The organism is Stenotrophomonas sp. TD3, assembly GCF_001939825.1.
GTDB lineage: Bacteria > Pseudomonadota > Gammaproteobacteria > Xanthomonadales > Xanthomonadaceae > Stenotrophomonas.
This window is the reverse complement of the sequence record NZ_MOYM01000001.1, coordinates 791,589-809,497: the sequence shown is the minus strand read 5'-3', so window position 1 is coordinate 809,497 and position 17,909 is coordinate 791,589. Positions and strand designations below refer to the sequence as shown.

Sequence of the window (17,909 nt, the reverse complement as noted above, 5' to 3'; positions counted from 1 at the left end):
GCGTCAGTGCCGTGTTTCGGACAAGTGAGGATGGCGCCCCAGTACCCACGCCAGCGCCACATGCACCGGCAGCAGCAGCACGATCCACTGCACGTTGTACTGCGCCTGCAGGCTCAGCCAGTGCAGCACCAGCGCCGCCACCGCCTGCACCGCCAGCAGCCACAGCACGATCCTGAACATGCGGCCCGGCACGCGCCTGCGCAGCAGGCTGATCGCACCCGGCAGCAGCAGCACGGCCAGTGGCGAAAGCAGCAGCAGGTTGCGGTTGGCCCAAGCGGCGTAGTGGGTGCTGAAGCCCCACAGGAACACCAGCAGGCTGCCGGCGAGGGCACACAGCAGCCAGAACGGCAGGGCCAGCCCGGCCAGCAGCCGCGGGCGGCTGCGCAGCGCCAGTATGCCGGCGGCGATCACCAGGCCACACAGCAACCACGGCCACCAGCGCCGCGCGAACTCCTTCGGCTCCGGGTCGATGCGGTGCGGCAGCAGTTCCTGTTCGGACTGCACCAGCGGCCGGCCATCGCTGTTACGCGCCTGGCGCAGTGCGTCGGCCAGGCGCATCGGCACGAAGGCTTCCTGCCAGCGCGACAGCGGCTGGTCGGCGAACGGCCCGAGGCCGACATCGAAGCCCAGCCACATCCACGGTGCCGGCGAGGCCAGGCGCACCGATTCACTGCGGTAGGTATTGCCGCGCGAGCGCCCCGACAGCTGCGACTGCAGGCCACCACCCAGCGCCTTGTCCACCGTGTCGCGCACCATCGTGGCGCAGTTGGCGGTGTAGTAGTCGTAGTGGTAGCGCGCGTTTTCCGGCTTGGCCCGCTCGGCCAGGTCGGCGGCCAGGGCACGCGCCTGGTCGGGGCGCAGGTCCAGCCACTGCACGCTGGCGCCACGGCCGGTCTCATCGTAGTACGACAGGTCCTGCTGCAGCGGCAGCGCCACCAGGTAATACATCATGTCGCCGCGCACGAAGCGGCTGATGAAATCGTCCTCGGACGGATCGAAGTAGCCGAAGTTGTACGACGTCGCTTCGCCGCTGACCGGATCGATCACGACGATGGCGTCGTGGCCGAAGCGCTCGAAGAACACCGTGCCCGGCTGCATGGTCACCACGCCGATGCGTGGGGCGGGGGCCTCGGCGCCGGCGGCACGCGCAACAGGCGTGGGTGTGGCTGCCGCCGGCTGCGCGAAGGCGGCCAGCGGCAGGGCCATGGCCAGCACGCACAGTGCCAGCCACAGCGTCAGGCGCAGTGCCAGGAGGGGGCCACCGCGCTTCAAGCGTCGTCCTGCGCGTCCGGCGGCAGCACGGTCACGTGGAAGGCCTGGACCCGGCGCGCATCGGCGCGGGCCACGCGGAACATGAAGCGGTCCAGCGCCAGCTCGTCACCGACTTCCGGCAGGTGGCCCACGGCCTCGGTGACCAGGCCACCGATGGTGTCGTAGTCCTCGTCGGAGAAGGTGGCGCCGAAGCGTTCGTTGAAGTCGCCGATCGGGGTCAGCGCGTCGACCACGTACTGGCCGTCGGACTGGATGGCGATCTGCGCCGACGGATCCTCGGCCTCGTCATGCTCGTCGTCGATCTCGCCGACGATCTGTTCCAGCACGTCCTCGATGGTGACCAGGCCGGCGACACCGCCGTACTCGTCGACCACGATGGCCATGTGGTTGCGCGACAGGCGGAATTCCTTCAGCAGCACGTTGAGCTTCTTCGCCTCCGGAATCAGCACCGCCGGGCGTAGCAGCTCGCGCACGTTGGCCGGGCCGTTGTCGGCGACCACGCCGCGCAGCAGGTCCTTGGCCAGCAGGATGCCAAGGATGTCGTCCTTGTTCTCGCCGTGCACCGGGAAGCGCGAATGGCCGGATTCGACCACCTGCTTCATCAGTTCGAGGAAGGGCGCTTCGACCGGCAGCGAGACCATCTGCGAGCGCGAGATCATCACGTCGCCCACGGTCAGCTCGGCCACCGAAATGGCGCCTTCCATCATCTTCAGGGTATCGGCGGCGATCAGGCCCTCTTCCTGCGCGGTGTGCAGGACAGCGACCAGCTCGTCGCGGGTATGGGGTTCGCCGGAGAAGGCGGAGGTCAGGCGTTCAAGCCAGCCGCGCTTCTTTTCACTGGGCTCCTGTGCGGAGCTACTACTGTCGTCTTCTGACATCTCTGGAAAAAAGGCACCCGGCAGGCCGGGCGTTGGCCCCAGTCTAGCAGGATGTAGCGGCCTGTCAGTGACCGTCGCTGCCCGGTCCGGTGATCGGCGGCGGGGCCAGTTCAGGCCGGGCGGGCGCTTCTTCCTCGGGCAGGTCCAGGCTGTAGGTGCAGCCGGCCAGGGTCTTGCCGGGATGGGAGGCCACGGTGGAGACGCTGAGGATGATCGACTCGATCTGGGCCTCGCCGGACTTCGGGTCGGTCACGTCGCGGCTGACCAGCTCGCGGCCGGCCATGAACTTGCCGTCCTGGTCGTAGCCGGTCTCCAGCCCCAGCTGTTTGGCCAGCGGCCGTGGATCGGCCTGGTCGAGGATCGCCATGACGCTGGACCCGGTCACGGCGACCCGTTCGGTGCGGGTGCCGAACACGCTGATCGGCTGGGCCAGCCGGTACTCGCTCATGAACTGGTTGCCCTGCGGTAGCGGCTGCAGGCCCTGGGCGACGGCCTTCAGCGGATCAGCCAGCAGCGGCGCCAGCGCAGCGTGATCGGCTACGCCCTGACGGCATTCAATCAGGGCCGGCAGGTCCAGGGCGGCGGCCGGGGCGGACACGGCGAGCAGCAGGGGCAGGGCAATACGCAGCAGCACGAAGAAATTCCCGTTGTAGAGCCGAGCCCATGCTCGGCCGCATTTCGGTCAGGTTTGCGGGGGCGATGCATTGGAGCCGAGCGTGGGCTCGGCTGCACAGGCGTCAGCGTTCGCCGGCGTAGGGGTCGGCGATGCCGAGCTCGGCCAGGATCTCGCGCTCCAGCTGTTCCATCGCGTCGGCCTCCTTGTCGTCCTCGTGGTCCCAGCCGAGCAGGTGCAGCACGCCGTGCACGGTCAGGTGCGCGTAGTGGGCGTTGAGCGCCTTGCCCTGTTCATCGGCCTCGCGGGCCACCACCGGTGCGCAGATCACCAGGTCGCCCAGCAGCGGGAACTTCACGCCCTTGGGCAGGCCTTCGGGCACTTCGGCCGGGAAGCTGAGTACGTTGGTGGCGTAGTCCTTGCCGCGGTAATGGCGGTTCAGCGACTGCCCTTCCTTGGCATCGACCACACGGATGGCCAGGTCGGCCTCGCGGATGCGGCCTTTCAGCGCAGCGGCCACCCACTTGCGGAAACTCACCGCCGCCGGCAGGCCGGTGCGCGGCAGGGCATAACTGACGGCGACGTCCAGTCGCACGGGACCACGGGTCATGGAGTTGCTCCAGGTTGGATCTGATGCAGGTCGCGGCGGTCGTAGGCGCTGACGATGCGCGCCACCAGCGGATGACGGACCACGTCGCGGGATTCGAAGAAGGTGAAGCTGACGCCCTCGACCTCGCGCAGCACGTCGATGGCATCGCGCAGGCCGGACTTCACGTGCTTGGGCAGGTCGGTCTGGGTCAGGTCACCGGTGACCACGGCGGTGGAGCCGTAGCCGAGGCGGGTCAGGAACATCTTCATCTGCTCGATGGTGGTGTTCTGTGCTTCGTCCAGGATCACGAAGGCATCGTTGAGCGTGCGGCCCCGCATGTAGGCCAGCGGTGCGATCTCGATGACGTTCTTTTCCAGCAGCTTGACCACCTTCTCCACGCCCATCATCTCGTACAGGGCGTCGTACAGCGGTCGCAGGTAGGGGTCGACCTTCTGGCTCAGGTCACCGGGCAGGAAGCCCAGCTTCTCGCCGGCTTCCACCGCCGGGCGCACCAGGATCAGGCGCTGCACCCGCGATTCGTTCAGCGCTTCGACCGCGCTGGCCACGGCCAGGAAGGTCTTGCCGGTACCGGCCGGGCCGATGCCGAAGTTGATGTCATGGGTGGCGATCTGGTGCAGGTAGCGGCCCTGGTTGGCGCCGCGGCCACGTACCGTGCCGCGCTTGACCTTGATCGCCACGTCCTGCGCTTCGTAGGAGCGCTCGGCGATCTGCTCGACATTGGCCTGCGCGAGGCGCAGGTGGATGGCATGGTTGTCGAAGACGGTCTCGCCGGCTTCGGCGTACAGCGCTTCGACCAGTTTCTGCGCTTCCACGATCGCCTCGCCGGGCCCGCTGATGCGGAACACGAAGCCACGGTTGGCGATCTCCACACCGAGCTTCAGCTCGATCTGGCGCAGGTGGCCGTCGAAGGGGCCGCACAGGTTGGCCAGCCGCTCGTTGTCTTCCGGCGACAGGGTGAAGTCTCGATGCTCGATGCTTTTCATTGCTTGGGGTGGGGCGGGTTCGCCGTCCACCGCGATGGACTCGGGATGACAAGGTTACGCGCGTGCCGGGCGGGCGGCCAGCGCGGGCATCGGAACGGTGTGGCGCCACGCGGTTTTCCACACCGGGTGTGGACCGGCGTTGCAGAAAGCTGTGGATAGTCCTTCGCAGCGCTTGTGCCACAAGGAAGATGATGCCGTGGTGAAAATATGGCCAGGCGCGAACGGGTTTTCCACATGCGATGTGGACGGCGTTGCAGCGAACCTGTGGATAGGTGGCGCGGAGCCTTGTGGCAAGCGGCTCGCCGCTGCGTGGTGAAAAAACCGTCAGCCCTGATCGGGATCATTGCGGGTGCACAGGGCGCATGGCACCGTGGCGCCGTCGCAGGAGGGGATGGCATGGGCATCGGCAACGGGATGCGTGGAATCGGACTGGCGGGCATCGGCCTGCTGGCGGGATGTGGGCAGACGCCGCCTGCAGCACTCGGCACGCTGGAGTGGGACCGGATCACGGTGCCGGCACCGGCGGCCGAAGTGATCGCCACAGTGGAGGTGCGCGAGGGCCAGCAGGTCAAGGCCGGGACGGTGCTGATGCAGCTCGACCCCGCCCGCGGCGACGCTCAGTTCGCCGCAGCGCAGGCCGACACGGTACGCGCGCAGGCCCAGCTGGAAGAGCTGAAGATCGGCCCGCGCCAGGAACAGATTGCACAGGCCCAGGCGCAGCTGGCCGCGTTGCGCGCGCGGTCCGCCGAAGCCAGTGCCTACTACCGCCGGGTGCAGCCGCTGGCACGGCAGCGCCTGATCGCCGCCGCCGAGCTGGACCGTGCGCGGGCCGCTGCCGGCAATGCCGAGGCCAGCGTGCGTGCCGCCGAGCAGGCCTGGCTGGAACTGGTGCACGGCAGCCGCGCGCAGGACATCGCCCAGGGCCAGGCAGCCGCCGACGCTGCACAGGCGCAGCAGGTGGTGCAGGGCGTCAACCTGCAGAAGCTGCAGCTGCGCGCACCGCGCGATGGCGTGGTCGATGCCTTGCCGTACCGGCAGGGTGACCAGGCACCGATCGGGGCGCCGCTGGCAGTGATGCTGGTCGGCGAACGCCCCTACGCACGTGTCTACCTGCCGCAGCCGTTGCGCCTGCAGGTCAAGGTCGGGCAGGCCGCGCAGATACAGCTGGAAGGCGGCAGCACCGTGTTGAAGGGGCACGTGCGCGCGATCCGCAGCGAGCCTTCATTCACCCCGTACTACGCGTTGACCGGCGATGACGTCGAACGGCTGAGCTATCTGGCCGAGATCGAAGTGGACGCGGCCGCCGACATGCAGAAGCTTCCGGCCGGGCTGCCGGTGCAGGTGCGCTTCTGAATACCGGCGAGGACATTGCGGTCCACGCACGCGGGCTGACGCGCCGCTTCGGCGATCTTCTGGCCGTGGACAACGTCGACCTGACCGTGCCACGCGGACAGGTGTACGGATTCCTCGGCCCAAACGGGTCCGGCAAGTCGACCACCATCCGCATGCTGTGCGGCCTGCTGGAGCCCAGCGCGGGGCAGATCGAGGTGCTGGGCCTGGCCGTGCCCGAGCAGGCAGAGGCATTGCGCCGGCGCATCGGCTACATGACCCAGCGCTTCTCGTTGTATGAAGACCTGTCGGTGCGCGAAAACCTGGAGTTTCTCGCCGCCATCCAGGACCTGCCGCGTGCGCAGGCTGGGCAACGGGTGGACGCATTGCTGCAGCAGTACCGGCTGCAGGACCGGCAGCCGCAGCTGGCCGGTACGCTCAGTGGTGGACAGAAGCAGCGCCTGGCCCTGGCCGGCGCCGTGGTGCATTCGCCCGAACTGCTGTTCCTGGATGAACCGACCAGCGCGGTCGATCCCGAATCGCGCCGCGATTTCTGGGAGGCGCTGTTCGAGCTGGCCGATGCCGGAACCACGGTGCTGGTGTCGACCCATTACATGGACGAAGCCGAACGCTGCCATCGGCTGGCGATCCTTGATCGTGGCGCGCTGGTGGCTGATGGCACGCCGGCTGAGCTGTGCGCGCGTTTGGAAGGGCGCACGCTGCAGGTCACGTCTGCGCAGCCGCGCCAGGCCAGCCGCGCGCTGGCCGAACTGCCCGGGGTGCTGAGCGTGGCGCAGATCGGCACACAGCTGCGCGTGCTGTGCAGCGAGGGGGCTGCCGACACGCCCGCATTGCGGCAGGCGCTGGCCAGTGCTGATCCGCAGGCCCGGATCGACGCCGTCGCACCGAACCTGGAAGACGTGTTCGTGGCCGCCACCCGCGGTCGGGGCCGGGAGCCGGCGGCATGAACCTGCGCCGGCTGTGGGCAATCATGCTCAAGGAGCTGCGGCAGCTGCGCCGCGACCGCATCACGCTGGCGATGATCGTCGGCATTCCGGTGATGCAGCTGCTGCTGTTCGGCTATGCGATCAATCTCAACCTGCGCCATCTCGATGCGGGAGTCGCCGACCAGGCCAACAGCGCCGCCTCGCGCGCACTGGTGCAGGACATGGTGGCCACCGGCGTGATCACGCCGCGCAGCGAAGCCTACACGCCGGACCAGCTGATGCAGGCGCTGCGCCGTGGCGAGATCAGTGTCGGCATCGTGGTGCCGGCCGACTTCGAGCGTCGCCGCTTCGACGGTCGCGAAGCGGTGCAGGTGCTGGTCGATGGCAGCGACACCGTGGTGCAGAGCGCGGCGATCCAGCTGGCGCAGGTGCCGCTGGATACGCGTCCGACCAGCAACACGCGTCCGCTGCGCGAAGGCAGCATCGCCAGTGGTCCGGTCAGCGTGATCAGCTTCTACAACCCGCAACGGCGCTCGGCGGTGAACATCGTGCCGGGCCTGATCGGGGTGATCCTGACCATGACCCTGGTGATGTTCACGGCGGTAGCGGTGGTGCGCGAACGCGAGCGCGGCAACATGGAACTGCTGATCGCCACACCGGTGTCGCGCAGCGAGCTGATGGTCGGCAAGGTGCTGCCCTATGCGGCCATCGGTCTGCTGCAGACCACGCTGGTACTGGTGCTGGGCACCTGGCTGTTCCAGGTACCCATTCGCGGCAGCCTGCTGGACATCTACCTGGCTGCGGTGCTGCTGGTGCTGGCCAACCTGGCGCTGGGCCTGCTGATCTCCACGCGCGCGCGCTCGCAGTTCCAGGCGATGCAGATGACGCTGTTCCTGTTCCTGCCGTCGATCCTGCTGTCGGGCTTCATGTTCCCGTTCGCGGGCATGCCGCGGCCGGTGCAGTGGCTGGCCGAGGTGCTGCCGCTGACCCACTTCCTGCGCCTGGTGCGCGGCATCATGCTGCGCGGCGCCTCACTGTGGGAGCTGTGGCACGACGCACTGGCACTGCTGGCCTTCATCGTGGTGATGATGACCCTGGCCATCCTGCGTTTCCGCAAACGCCTGGATTAAGGCATGCCGACCAACGGTCGGCATCCACCCCGATAGGTGCCGACCGTTGGTCGGCAAATCTCTCTCGGTGGGTGCCGACCGTTGGTCGGCAAATCTCTCTCGGTGGGTGCCGACCGTTGGTCGGCAAATCTCTCTCGGTGGGTGCCGACCGTTGGTCAGCAAATCTCTCTCGGTGGGTGCCGACCGTTGGTCGGCACGCCTTATTCCGCCACCACCCGCGCGCGCAGCGAATTGGTCAGCGCTTCGGTGATCACCACGTCCACGAACTGGCCGATCAATCGCGCCGGCGCCGGGAAGTTCACCGAACGCATGTTTTCGGTCTTGCCGGTCAGCTCGTTCGGGTTCTTGCGCGAGGGCCCTTCCACCAGCACGGTCTGCACGGTGCCGACCATCTTTTCGGAGATGCCGGCGGCGTGGGCATTGATGCGTTCCTGCAGGCGCGACAGGCGCGCGTGCTTCTCGGCATCGCTGATCGTGTCCTCCAGGTCCGCGGCCGGCGTGCCCGGGCGACGCGAATAGATGAAGGAGAAGCTGTGGTCGAAGCCGATGTCCTCGATCAGCTTCATGGTCTTTTCGAAATCGGCATCGGTCTCGCCGGGGAAGCCGACGATGAAGTCCGAGCTGATCGAGATGTCCGGGCGCACCGCGCGCAGCTTGCGGATCTTCGACTTGAATTCCAGCGCGGTGTAGCCGCGCTTCATCGCCGACAGCACGCGGTCGCTGCCAGCCTGTACCGGCAGGTGCAGGAAATTGGCCAGCTGCGGCACGTCGCGGAACGCATCGATCAGCGAATCGCTGAACTCCAGCGGATGCGAGGTGGTGAAGCGGATGCGGCCGACGCCATCGATCTCGGCGATGGTGCGGATCAGCAGGCCGAGGTCGGCGAATTCGCCATCCCCATAGGGTCCACGGTAGGCGTTGACGTTCTGGCCGAGCAGGTTGATCTCGCGCACGCCCTGCGCGGCGAGCTGCGCCACTTCCACCACCACGTCCTCGAACGGGCGGCTGACTTCGGTGCCACGGGTGTAGGGCACCACGCAGAACGAGCAGTACTTGGAGCAGCCTTCCATGATCGACACGAACGCCGAAGCGCCTTCGGCACGCGGCTCGGGCAGGCGGTCGAACTTCTCGATCTCGGGGAAGCTGATGTCCACCTGCGGGCGCTTCTGCTCGCGACGTGCACGGATCAGCTCCGGCAGGCGGTGCAGGGTCTGCGGGCCGAATACCAGGTCCACGAACGGCGCGCGCTTGATGATCGCTTCGCCTTCCTGCGAGGCAACGCAGCCGCCCACGCCGATGATGACCTCACGGCCCTTGTTCTTCAGGCCCTTCCATACGCCCAGCTGGCTGAACACCTTCTCCTGCGCCTTCTCGCGGATGGAGCAGGTATTGACCAGGATGACGTCGGCGTCGTCCGGGCTGTCGGTCAGTTCCAGGCCATCGCTGGCGGCAAGCACGTCGGCCATCTTGGCCGAGTCGTACTCGTTCATCTGGCAACCGTGGGTCTTGATGTACAGCTTGCCTTTCACCTGGTCGGGCTTGCGCGGACCGGCGGGCAGGGCAACGAGCGGGGTACCGCCCGGCGTGGCGGGCGGAAAGACGTCTGGCGTCCCGGTCATGGCGCTTAATCCATTCGGGTGGCGGGAAAGCGGGCAATTCTACCCGCATCCCGGCCCTCCCGCCGTCCGCCGGTGGTTGGTCGGCCCCGGCGATGGCGCGACGCGATTACGCCGCTGCCAGCTCCGCATCGATCTGCCGCGAACGGTCGAAGGCGGTCATCGCGCTCATCCGTGCAATGTAATCAGCCGTGGCCGGCGCAGGCTGCACCAGGCCGAAGGCCGTGGTCCAGGCCAGCGCATTGCCCCACAGCACGTCGGCGGCGCTCATCGTCTCGCCGAGCAGGTAGGGGCCCTGCGCCAGCTGGGCCTCGATCACCTGCAGCACGGTCTCGGCGTCGTTGTACGGCGACATCAGGCGCGGCGGCGGCTCGCGGTGCATCGCCTTGTCGATCATCGCCGGCTCGAAACAGGCGCCATAGAAGGCCATCCAGCGCAGGTAGGGGCCGCGCAGGGCATCGCCGATCGGCGGTGCCAGGCCGGCCTCCGGATACAGGTCGGCCAGGTACAGGTAGATCGCCACCTGTTCGGTCACCAGCGCACCGTTATGGACGATGGCCGGCACCTTGCCCATCGGGTTGATGGCCAGGTAGGCCGGGGCCAGGTTGGCGCCGGCCTTCAGGTCCAGCACCTGCATGCGGTAGTCCGCACCCAGCGCCTCGAGCAGGGCCACGGCGCCGCTCGAGCGCGAACGGGCGGCGTGGTACAGGGTGATCTGGCGTGAGGTCATGGCATTGCTCCTTGCGGTGGGTGGTGAACTGGAGGCCATCCTGAGGCACTATTGCGGACGACTTCTGTCCTCGATCCTTCATGCGCCACACCGCCCATCGACTGCTGCGCCTGATCGCCCTGCTGCAGGCCCGCCGCCAGTGGTCCGGGGCCGAGCTCGCCGAGCGCATGGGCGTGGACCGGCGCAGCATCCGCCGTGACATCGAGCGCCTGCGCGAACTGGGCTATCCGGTCCAGGCCTCGTCCGGGGTTGGCGGCGGCTACCAGCTGGGGGCAGGGGCGCCGGTGCTGCCGATGCTGCTGGACGAGGAGGAGGCGACCACCCTGGCCATCGCCCTGCGCGCGGCCTCGGCGACCGTCGCCGGCATCGACGACACCGCACGCGGCCTGTTGTCCAAGCTCGACCCGCTGGTGCCGACCCGTCGCCGCCAGCAGGCCGGCGAGGTGCATGCGGCGACGGCCACCCTGTCCGACCTTCCGTCCACCGACGCACGCCTGCTCGGACGGCTGGCCCAGCACTGCCGGCAGGCGTCACGGCTGGCCTTCGAATACCGCAGTGCCCAGGAAGCGGTGACCCATCGCGAGGTCGAGGCGCAGCACCTGGTCAATTACGGGCGGCGTTGGTACCTGCTGGCCTGGGACCTCGGCCGGCAGGACTGGCGCACCCTGCGCGTGGACCGGATGGGCGCGGTGCGCGAATGCGCCGAGCCGGGCATGCACCGACGTACGCCCGCACCGCCGGATGTGATGGTGCGGCAGGCGGTCAGCCAGGCCCCGTTCGCGCTGCAGGCGATCGTCCGCCTGGCCGGCAGCCGTGCCGAGCTGGAAGGCCGCATCCCGCCCTGGTGTGGTGTGCTGGAGGCCGATGGGCCCGACCATTGCCTGCTGCGCATGGGCGCCGAGAGCCGCGGCATGATGCTGGCGCAGATCCTCAGCCTGGACCGGGTGCCGGTGGCGTTGTGGACCACGCCGCCGGGCCTGCGCGATGAACTGGCACAGCGCCTGGCCGGATTGGGGCAGGTGCTGGCTGTGCCGCCGGTCACAGGCTGAGCCGCGTCGCTTGGCAAGCCCCGGCGAAGCTGGGACACTCGCCGGCATGAAGGGGATACTGGGGACAACGGCGATCATCATCGCTGCGCTGACCGCTGCGCCGGCCAGCGCGGGCACCCTGTTCAAGTGCCAGGGCGCCGACGGCGTCACCAGCTACGTCAGCAAGCGCGTGGCCGGGGCCCGCTGCAGCGCCATCAGCTACAGCCGCGACCTCCGCCCGGCACCGCGCCCGGTGGTGGCCGCGGCGAAGCCGGCGCCGACCACCGTGGCCAGCATCGAGCGCAACCCGGTGGCGGTGGCAGCCAGTGCTGCGGCACCGGCGGCTGCGTCCCCGCCGGCGGCTGCGCCAGCCGCCGTACCCGCGACCCCGGTCGCCTCGCGCAGCGGGCGCATGGTCAGCGGCCAGGTCTATTCCTTCATGAAGGATGGCGTGCGCCACTACACCAGTGCGCGGCCGACCCAGGTGGCCAACCTCGGCCCGGTGCGCACCATCCGCTACAGTTTCATGGAGCGCTGCTACGCCTGCGGCGTCAACCCGCGTGTGGACTTCGGTTCGGTGCGCTTGAACACCACCGCGTTCCAGACCGAGATCACCTCGGCCGCGCGCGAGTTCGGCGTCGACGAAGCCGTGGTGCGCGCCATCATCCACGCCGAGTCGGCCTACAACCCGACCGCGCTCAGCCGCGCTGGCGCGCAGGGCCTGATGCAGCTGATGCCGCCGACCGCGGCCCGTTTCGGGGTCAGCGACTCCTACGATGCCGGGCAGAACATCCGAGGCGGCGTGCAGTATCTTGCGTGGTTGCTGAAACGCTTCAATGGCGACCTGACCCTGGCCGCGGCCGGCTACAACGCCGGCGAAGGCGCGGTCGACCGCCACGGTGGCGTGCCGCCCTACAGCGAGACCCAGTACTACGTGCGCCGGGTCGGGCAGCTGGCCGAGCGTTACCGCACCGCCCTGAGTCACCAGTAGGTGCCGACCGTTGGTCGGCACACCTTGAACAGGTAGGTGCCGACTGTCAGTCGGCACGCCTTGAACGGTAGGTGCCGACCGTTGGTCGGCACTTCTTTGAAGGGTAGTGCCGGCCGCTGGCCGGCAATCCCGCAATCAATGTTGTTGCAATGCGTTGTGTGGCGCGCGACGGTTCCGCTACACTCGCCCATGATTCAATGCGGCTCTGGCCCCCACCGGATCCGCTGGCAGCCTTAAAGCTACCTAATCAATATCGGAGTGCCGGATGGCCAACGATGGGGTACACGATCCAGTCAACACCGGACGTCGGCGTTTTCTTTCTGCCACCACAGCCGTGGTGGGCGCCGTCGGCGTCGGATTCACCGCCGTTCCTTTCATCAAATCCTGGAACCCCAGTGCCCGCGCCAAGCTTGCCGGCGCACCGGTGGTGGCCGACATCAGTGCCCTGCAGGAAGGCCAACGCCTGATCGTGGAATGGCGTGGCCAGCCGATCTGGATCGTCAAGCGGTCCAAGGCGATCCTGGATGCGCTGCACGGGCTGGATGGCCGCCTCAAGGACCCCGAGTCCGGCGAGAAGGACCAGCAGCCGGACTACGTGCTGAAGCAGAACCCCGAGCTGCGCTCGATCAAGCCGGACATCTCCGTGCTGGTCGGCCTGTGCACGCACCTGGGCTGCTCGCCGGAAATGGTCGCCGAGATCCGGCCCGAGCCCTATGACCCGCAGTGGAAGGGCGGCTACTTCTGCCCCTGCCACAAGTCGCGCTTCGACATGTCCGGCCGCGTCTTCAAGGACGTGCCGGCGCCGATCAACCTGAAGGTGCCCGCGCACCATTACCAGGACGACAACACCATCATCATCGGTGTCGATCCGCAGGGGGCAGCCTGATGGCCAATATCCTCGCTCGTACCGCCAGCGGCGTGGCCGACTGGGTCAACGCCCGCGCGCCGGGCCTGATGCCGGTCTACCGCAAGCACGTCACCGAGTACTACGCGCCGAAGAACTTCAACATCTGGTACTACTTCGGTTCGCTGGCGCTGCTGGTGCTGGTCAACCAGATCGTCACCGGCATCTTCCTGACGATGCACTACAAGACCAACGCCGCCGAGGCGTTCGGCTCCATCGAATACATCATGCGTGATGTGGAGTGGGGCTGGCTGATCCGCTACATGCATTCCACTGGTGCCTCGCTGTTCTTCATCGTGGTCTACCTGCACATGTTCCGTGGCCTGTTGTACGGCAGCTACCAGAAACCGCGCGAGCTGGTGTGGATCCTGGGCATGATGATCTACCTGGTGCTGATGGCCGAAGCCTTCATGGGCTACGTGCTGCCGTGGGGCCAGATGTCGTTCTGGGGCGCCAAGGTGATCATCTCGCTGTTCGGCGCGATACCCGTGATCGGCAACGGCCTGACCGAATGGATCATGGGCGACTACCTGCCCAGTGACGCCACGCTCAACCGCTTCTTCGCGCTGCACGTCATCGCACTGCCGCTGGTGCTGCTGTTGCTGGTGGTGCTGCACCTGGGCGCGCTGCACGAAGTGGGGTCGAACAACCCGGATGGCGTGGAGATCAAGAAGGGGCCGAAGGGCAATCGCTGGTCGCCGAACGCGCCGGCCGACGGCATTCCGTTCCATCCCTATTACACGCTCAAGGATGGCGTCGGTGCCGGCTTCCTGCTGATCATCGCCGCCTTCATCATCTTCTTCGCGCCCGGTTTCGGCGGCCTGTTCCTGGAGCATGACAACTTCACCGAGGCCAACCGTCTGGTGACCCCGGAGCACATCAAGCCGGTCTGGTACTACACGCCGTACTACGCGATGTTGCGCGTGGTGCCGAACAAGCTGGGTGGCGTGCTGGTGATGTTCTCGGCCATCGCGATCCTGTTCCTGGTGCCATGGCTGGACAAGGCGCGGGTGAAGTCGGTGCGCTACCGCGGCTGGATCTCGAAGGTGATGCTGGGCGTGCTGGCGGTGTGCTTCGTGTGGCTGGGCGTGATTGGTTCCGGCCCGGGCACCGACGTGCACGAAACCTACATCGGGCGGGTGTTGACCTTCCTGTACTTCGCGTTCTTCATCACCATGCCGCTATGGACAAGGTTGGACAAGACCAAGCCGGTACCGGAGAGGGTGACCACGCATGACTGAGCGCTGGATGGTCCGGCTGGCCTTGGCGGCCACCCTGATGCTGGGCAGTTTCCTGGCTTCCGCCGCCGAGGGCGGCACCAAGCTGCTGCAGGCCGGCAACGACCTCGGTGACCGCGCCTCGCTGCAGCGCGGCGCGCAGCTGTACATGAACTATTGCTCCGGCTGCCATGCGCTGAAGTACCTGCGCTATTCGCGGATGGCGCAGGACCTGGGCCTGACCGAAGAAGAGGTGATGAACAACCTCAACTTCACTGGCTCGGCGATCGGCGACCCGATCCCGGTGGCAATGCCGAAGGAGAACGCCGAGAAGTGGTTCGGCAAGATGCCGCCGGACCTCAGCCTGATCGCGCGGGTACGCGGCAGCGACTGGGTCTACACCTACCTCAAGTCGTTCTACCTGGACAGCAGCCGGCCCCTGGGCTGGAACAACGCGCTGTTCGCCAATGCCTCCATGCCCAACCCGTTGTGGGAGATGCAGGGCCTGCAGCATGCCGTGCATGGCAAGCCCGAGGCCCCCGGCATGGACCCGCCGGTGACCGGCCTGCGCATCGAAACGCCCGGTTCGGTGGATGCCGGCCAGTACGACCAGGCCGTGCGGGACATCACCAACTTCCTCGAATACGCCGGCGAACCGTCCGCGCTCAAGCGCCAGCAGCTGGGCGTATGGGTGATCCTGTTCCTGGCCCTGTTGACCTTCCTGCTGTACCTGCTGAAGAAGGAATACTGGAAGGACGTTCACTGATTCTGCCGCCGGCCATCGCACGGGCCTATTGGCTTTTGTGATGGTCGGTTGCACACTCGGGGAGGAGTCGACCGCTGGCACGGTGCCGGCGGCGCCGATGCGGCAGGCGGTCTCCTGTCGTGGGAGAGCCTTTGATGGCGGCGAGCGTACGCATGCGCAATACACTGACGCTGTTTTCCTCGAACGACGACGTACTGTGCCACCGGGTACGCCTGGTGCTGGCGGCCAAGGGGGTCACCTACGACTTCGTTCCGGTCGATCCGCAGAACCCGCCTGAAGACCTGATCGATCTCAATCCGTACCACTCGGTTCCGACCCTGGTCGAGCGCGAGCTGGTGCTGTACGCCGCGTCGGTGGTCAGCGAATACCTGGACGAACGCTACCCGCATCCGCCGCTGATGCCGGTCGATCCGCTCTCGCGTGCGCGCATCCGCCTGGCCATGCTGCGCATCGAGCACGACTGGGTGCCGCAGGTGCAGGCCATCCAGCTGGGCAACAAGACCCAGGCCGAGGCCGGCCGCAAGCGCCTGAAGGAACTGCTGACCGCCTCGCTGCCGCTGTTCAAGGCCAGCAAGTTCTTCCTCAATCCGGAAATGAGCCTGGCCGACTGCGCGATGGCGCCGATCATCTGGCGGCTGCAGTCGCTGGACGTGCCGCTGCCGAAGGATGGCAAGGCGATCGAGGACTATGGCAACCGCATCTTCCGCCACCCGGGTTTCGTCCGCAGCCTGACCGACCAGGAAAAGAAGCTGCGCGATCTGCCGGTCTGATCCGACCTTGCGTAACCCGTCTGCACGCCGACCGGCGTGCAGACGATCCGCCCCGGCGGGGCGCCGGGCGCGTACACTTCACGCATGACCGAAGACTTCTTCCACATGACCAGCCACCGCCCGTACCTGCTGCGGGCGCTGGTGGAATGGATCAACGACAACCAGCTGACCCCGCACATCCTGGTCGACGCCGGCGTCCCCGGCGTGCAGGTCCCGCCTTCGGCGGTCAAGGATGGCCGGGTCGTGCTCAACATCGCCGAACGTGCCGTCGTGCGGCTGATGATCGACAACGAAATGGTGAGCTTCTCGGCCCGCTTCTCCGGCACCAGCTACCCGGTGCAGGTGCCGATCAGTGCCGTGCTGGCGGTGTATGCCCGCGAGACCGGGCAGGGCATGGCGCTGCCGGATGACATTCCGGGCAACGAAACCGCACCGACCAGCGATGAGCTGCTGCACGAGGAAGGCACGCCGCCGGACGATACGCCGCCGGCCAGTCCGCCGCCAAAGGGCCGCCCGAACCTGCGCGTGGTCAAGTAACCATTCCGACGCCGCCCCGATGGGCGGCGTTTTTCTTTACAGGATTTACCGGTGGGTGCCGGAATTGTGTGGGTGCCGACCGTTGGTCGGCACACCTTCAGCCCTTACACATCCTCGGCATCGTCCACATCCGGCCGGATCTGGCTGATCCGCGCGGCACCGGGACCGGTGAACGAGATCAGCTGGTCGCCACGCAGCACCATGCGGCCCACGTGGCGATCGATGCCATCGTAGGAATATTCGAACTTGAAGGTGCGCTCGAAACCGAGCCGTCCATCCTCGCCACGTGACAGTCGCAGGCCGGTGGCGTGCACCGCCTGGTCCAGCCACTGCACATCGGCGGCGCGGCAGGCATTGCGGCCCAGCTCGACCGCGCGCTCGGCGGCCGAGCGTGCGGCGTTCCAGAAGAAGTAGATGATTCCGCCGGCAATCAGCAACAGCAGCAGGGTGGGCATGGCGTCAGCCGTCAGAGGTCGATCCCGCAAAGATGGCGGCGAACGCGCGCTGGATCAAGCGCTGCATTCACCGCTGCGGTTGTGGTTCGCCGGACACCGGCTGCGCGGGCACGACGACCGGTTGCGGCGCCGGAGCGGTCTGTACCGGTGTGGCAGTGGGCGAGGGCATCACCACGGGTGATGTGGCAGTCAGCTGCAGCAGCGCTGCCCAGTCCTGGCGGTTGAAACTGCATTCGTCCTCGCGGCCCGGCGTGCAGCTGGGGTCGATGCCGGTGCTGTTGCGTTCGCGCGCCGGCGGCAGCTTGATCAGTCCGGTGCGCTCCAGCGGCAGCAGCCGCATCGCCACGGTGTTCATCACGTTGCCACCGACCAGGTACAGGGTGTGGTCGCCGCCGAGGTTGGCGGCCACCACCACTTCGCAATGCGATTTCCAGTGGCCCACCGAACCGTTGCCCAGCGCCTGCACCAGTCCGCTGTAGCTGAGGGTGCTGCTGCGGTCACGCAGGAAGCACAGCAGATCGCCGGGCGCGGGTTTGGCCGTGGCCGGGTCGACCAGCCGGTACGGCACGCCCGAGGGCCCGCCCTGGTATGCGGCGCGGATGTAGTCGATGTGGCGTGGCGACGTGTTGAAGCCGGGAACGCCGGACTGCACCATCACCCAGGAAATGAACGCGGCCGACCACGGATTGTCGATCAGGAAGGCGCGGCAGTCGCTGTCGGTGTAGCGCGTCCCCAGCGGCGCCAGGCAGCTGCTGGCACCCGCGATGCTGCCCATCGCGTTGAGCGTGCCGCTGTTGCGCCAGTAGCCGGCCACGCGCTGCCAGGCGATCAGTCCGTTGTCGGCCAGGTGTTCGTTCTCGGCCTCGGTGACACTGAGACTCGCCGCGCGGCCATCACGATCGATGAAGGGCCGGAACCAGAGCCGGTGTTCATTGCAGGCGGTATTGCGGATGGCCACCGCCAACGGGCTCAGGCCGAAGCGGGGCGGCACATCGCAGGCTTCGGCGGCCGCTGCGGACAGCGGTGCCGCAGCCAGCAGCAGACAGGCAGGCAAGAACATCCGGCGCATGCGCGGCTCCTGTGGGGGATGCCCGCAGCGTCGCAGCGCTGTCGTGAACGCCGGGTGTGAGAAC

19 protein-coding genes are annotated in these 17,909 nt (G+C 67.4%); 10 read left to right on the top strand and 9 right to left on the bottom strand.

What is annotated here, in order from left to right; translation table 11 throughout:
• Positions 1–3: 3 nt before the first annotated feature.
• From BKE09_RS03895 to BKE09_RS03875, 5 genes are all read right to left on the bottom strand, one after another.
• Positions 4–1,206 (bottom strand): DUF4105 domain-containing protein, encoded by a 1,203-nt coding sequence (locus BKE09_RS03895; protein ID WP_139319672.1) that lies wholly within the window; start codon positions 1,204–1,206, stop codon positions 4–6.
• Positions 1,207–1,268: 62 nt separating this feature from the next.
• Positions 1,269–2,150: a transporter associated domain-containing protein gene (locus BKE09_RS03890; RefSeq protein ID WP_014036584.1), complete on the bottom strand. Its 882-nt coding sequence runs from the start codon at positions 2,148–2,150 to the stop codon at positions 1,269–1,271.
• 64 nt (positions 2,151–2,214) lie between these two features.
• Positions 2,215–2,784: a hypothetical protein gene (locus tag BKE09_RS03885; protein WP_075674869.1), complete on the bottom strand. Its 570-nt coding sequence runs from the start codon at positions 2,782–2,784 to the stop codon at positions 2,215–2,217.
• A gap of 103 nt (positions 2,785–2,887) precedes the next feature.
• On the bottom strand, positions 2,888–3,373 hold the full coding sequence (gene ybeY / locus BKE09_RS03880) for an rRNA maturation RNase YbeY (RefSeq protein ID WP_014036587.1): 486 nt from the start codon (positions 3,371–3,373) through the stop codon (positions 2,888–2,890).
• A complete protein-coding gene (locus BKE09_RS03875) occupies positions 3,370–4,356 on the bottom strand; it encodes a PhoH family protein (protein WP_014036588.1) in 987 nt (328 codons plus the stop codon). The genes ybeY and BKE09_RS03875 overlap by 4 nt, the downstream gene beginning before the upstream one ends.
• A gap of 396 nt (positions 4,357–4,752) precedes the next feature.
• Here BKE09_RS03875 and BKE09_RS03870 point away from each other — a divergent pair, with 396 nt between their 5' ends.
• From BKE09_RS03870 to BKE09_RS03860, 3 genes are all read left to right on the top strand, one after another.
• Entirely contained in the window at positions 4,753–5,709 is a 957-nt protein-coding gene (locus BKE09_RS03870; protein ID WP_075674868.1) for an HlyD family efflux transporter periplasmic adaptor subunit, read from the top strand.
• Between the two features lie 65 nt (positions 5,710–5,774).
• A complete protein-coding gene (locus BKE09_RS03865) occupies positions 5,775–6,653 on the top strand; it encodes an ABC transporter ATP-binding protein (RefSeq protein WP_075674867.1) in 879 nt (292 codons plus the stop codon).
• Positions 6,650–7,762 (top strand): ABC transporter permease, encoded by a 1,113-nt coding sequence (locus BKE09_RS03860; protein WP_049446108.1) that lies wholly within the window; start codon positions 6,650–6,652, stop codon positions 7,760–7,762. Before BKE09_RS03865 ends, BKE09_RS03860 begins: the two co-directional genes overlap by 4 nt.
• A 200-nt stretch (positions 7,763–7,962) precedes the next feature.
• Here BKE09_RS03860 and miaB read toward each other — a convergent pair whose 3' ends face one another.
• Positions 7,963–9,381, bottom strand: a complete 1,419-nt coding sequence (gene miaB, locus BKE09_RS03855; RefSeq protein ID WP_049399909.1) for a tRNA (N6-isopentenyl adenosine(37)-C2)-methylthiotransferase MiaB — start codon at positions 9,379–9,381, stop codon at positions 7,963–7,965.
• A 106-nt stretch (positions 9,382–9,487) separates the two neighbouring features.
• Complete coding sequence (locus BKE09_RS03850) at positions 9,488–10,108, bottom strand: glutathione S-transferase family protein (RefSeq protein WP_012510589.1); 621 nt, start codon at positions 10,106–10,108, stop codon at positions 9,488–9,490.
• Between the two features lie 80 nt (positions 10,109–10,188).
• Between BKE09_RS03850 and BKE09_RS03845 the strand changes: the two genes are divergently transcribed.
• From BKE09_RS03845 to BKE09_RS03815, 7 genes are all read left to right on the top strand, one after another.
• Positions 10,189–11,157 (top strand): WYL domain-containing protein, encoded by a 969-nt coding sequence (locus BKE09_RS03845; protein WP_075674866.1) that lies wholly within the window; start codon positions 10,189–10,191, stop codon positions 11,155–11,157.
• A 46-nt stretch (positions 11,158–11,203) separates the two neighbouring features.
• Entirely contained in the window at positions 11,204–12,127 is a 924-nt protein-coding gene (locus BKE09_RS03840) for a lytic transglycosylase domain-containing protein (RefSeq protein WP_075674865.1), read from the top strand.
• Positions 12,128–12,392: 265 nt separating this feature from the next.
• Entirely contained in the window at positions 12,393–13,013 is a 621-nt protein-coding gene (gene petA / locus BKE09_RS03835) for a ubiquinol-cytochrome c reductase iron-sulfur subunit (RefSeq protein WP_004151998.1), read from the top strand.
• Positions 13,013–14,272 carry a cytochrome bc complex cytochrome b subunit gene (locus tag BKE09_RS03830; RefSeq protein ID WP_075674864.1) on the top strand — a complete coding sequence of 420 codons (1,260 nt, stop codon included), beginning with the start codon at positions 13,013–13,015 and terminating at the stop codon, positions 14,270–14,272. Before petA ends, BKE09_RS03830 begins: the two co-directional genes overlap by 1 nt.
• A complete protein-coding gene (locus BKE09_RS03825) occupies positions 14,265–15,014 on the top strand; it encodes a cytochrome c1 (protein ID WP_014036596.1) in 750 nt (249 codons plus the stop codon). The genes BKE09_RS03830 and BKE09_RS03825 overlap by 8 nt, the downstream gene beginning before the upstream one ends.
• Positions 15,015–15,148: 134 nt before the next feature.
• The gene (locus BKE09_RS03820; protein ID WP_075674863.1) at positions 15,149–15,784 is read left to right on the top strand and encodes a glutathione S-transferase N-terminal domain-containing protein; all 636 of its coding nucleotides are present in this window, start codon (positions 15,149–15,151) and stop codon (positions 15,782–15,784) included.
• An 84-nt stretch (positions 15,785–15,868) separates the two neighbouring features.
• Positions 15,869–16,321, top strand: coding sequence for a ClpXP protease specificity-enhancing factor (locus tag BKE09_RS03815; protein WP_005412806.1), 453 nt, complete (start codon positions 15,869–15,871; stop codon positions 16,319–16,321).
• Positions 16,322–16,425: 104 nt separating this feature from the next.
• Here the strand turns inward: BKE09_RS03815 and BKE09_RS03810 are convergent, their stop codons facing one another.
• Positions 16,426–16,776, bottom strand: coding sequence for a DUF3301 domain-containing protein (locus tag BKE09_RS03810; RefSeq protein ID WP_049436544.1), 351 nt, complete (start codon positions 16,774–16,776; stop codon positions 16,426–16,428).
• A 67-nt stretch (positions 16,777–16,843) separates the two neighbouring features.
• On the bottom strand, positions 16,844–17,845 hold the full coding sequence (locus tag BKE09_RS03805) for a DUF2272 domain-containing protein (RefSeq protein WP_075674862.1): 1,002 nt from the start codon (positions 17,843–17,845) through the stop codon (positions 16,844–16,846).
• Positions 17,846–17,909 lie beyond the last annotated feature (64 nt).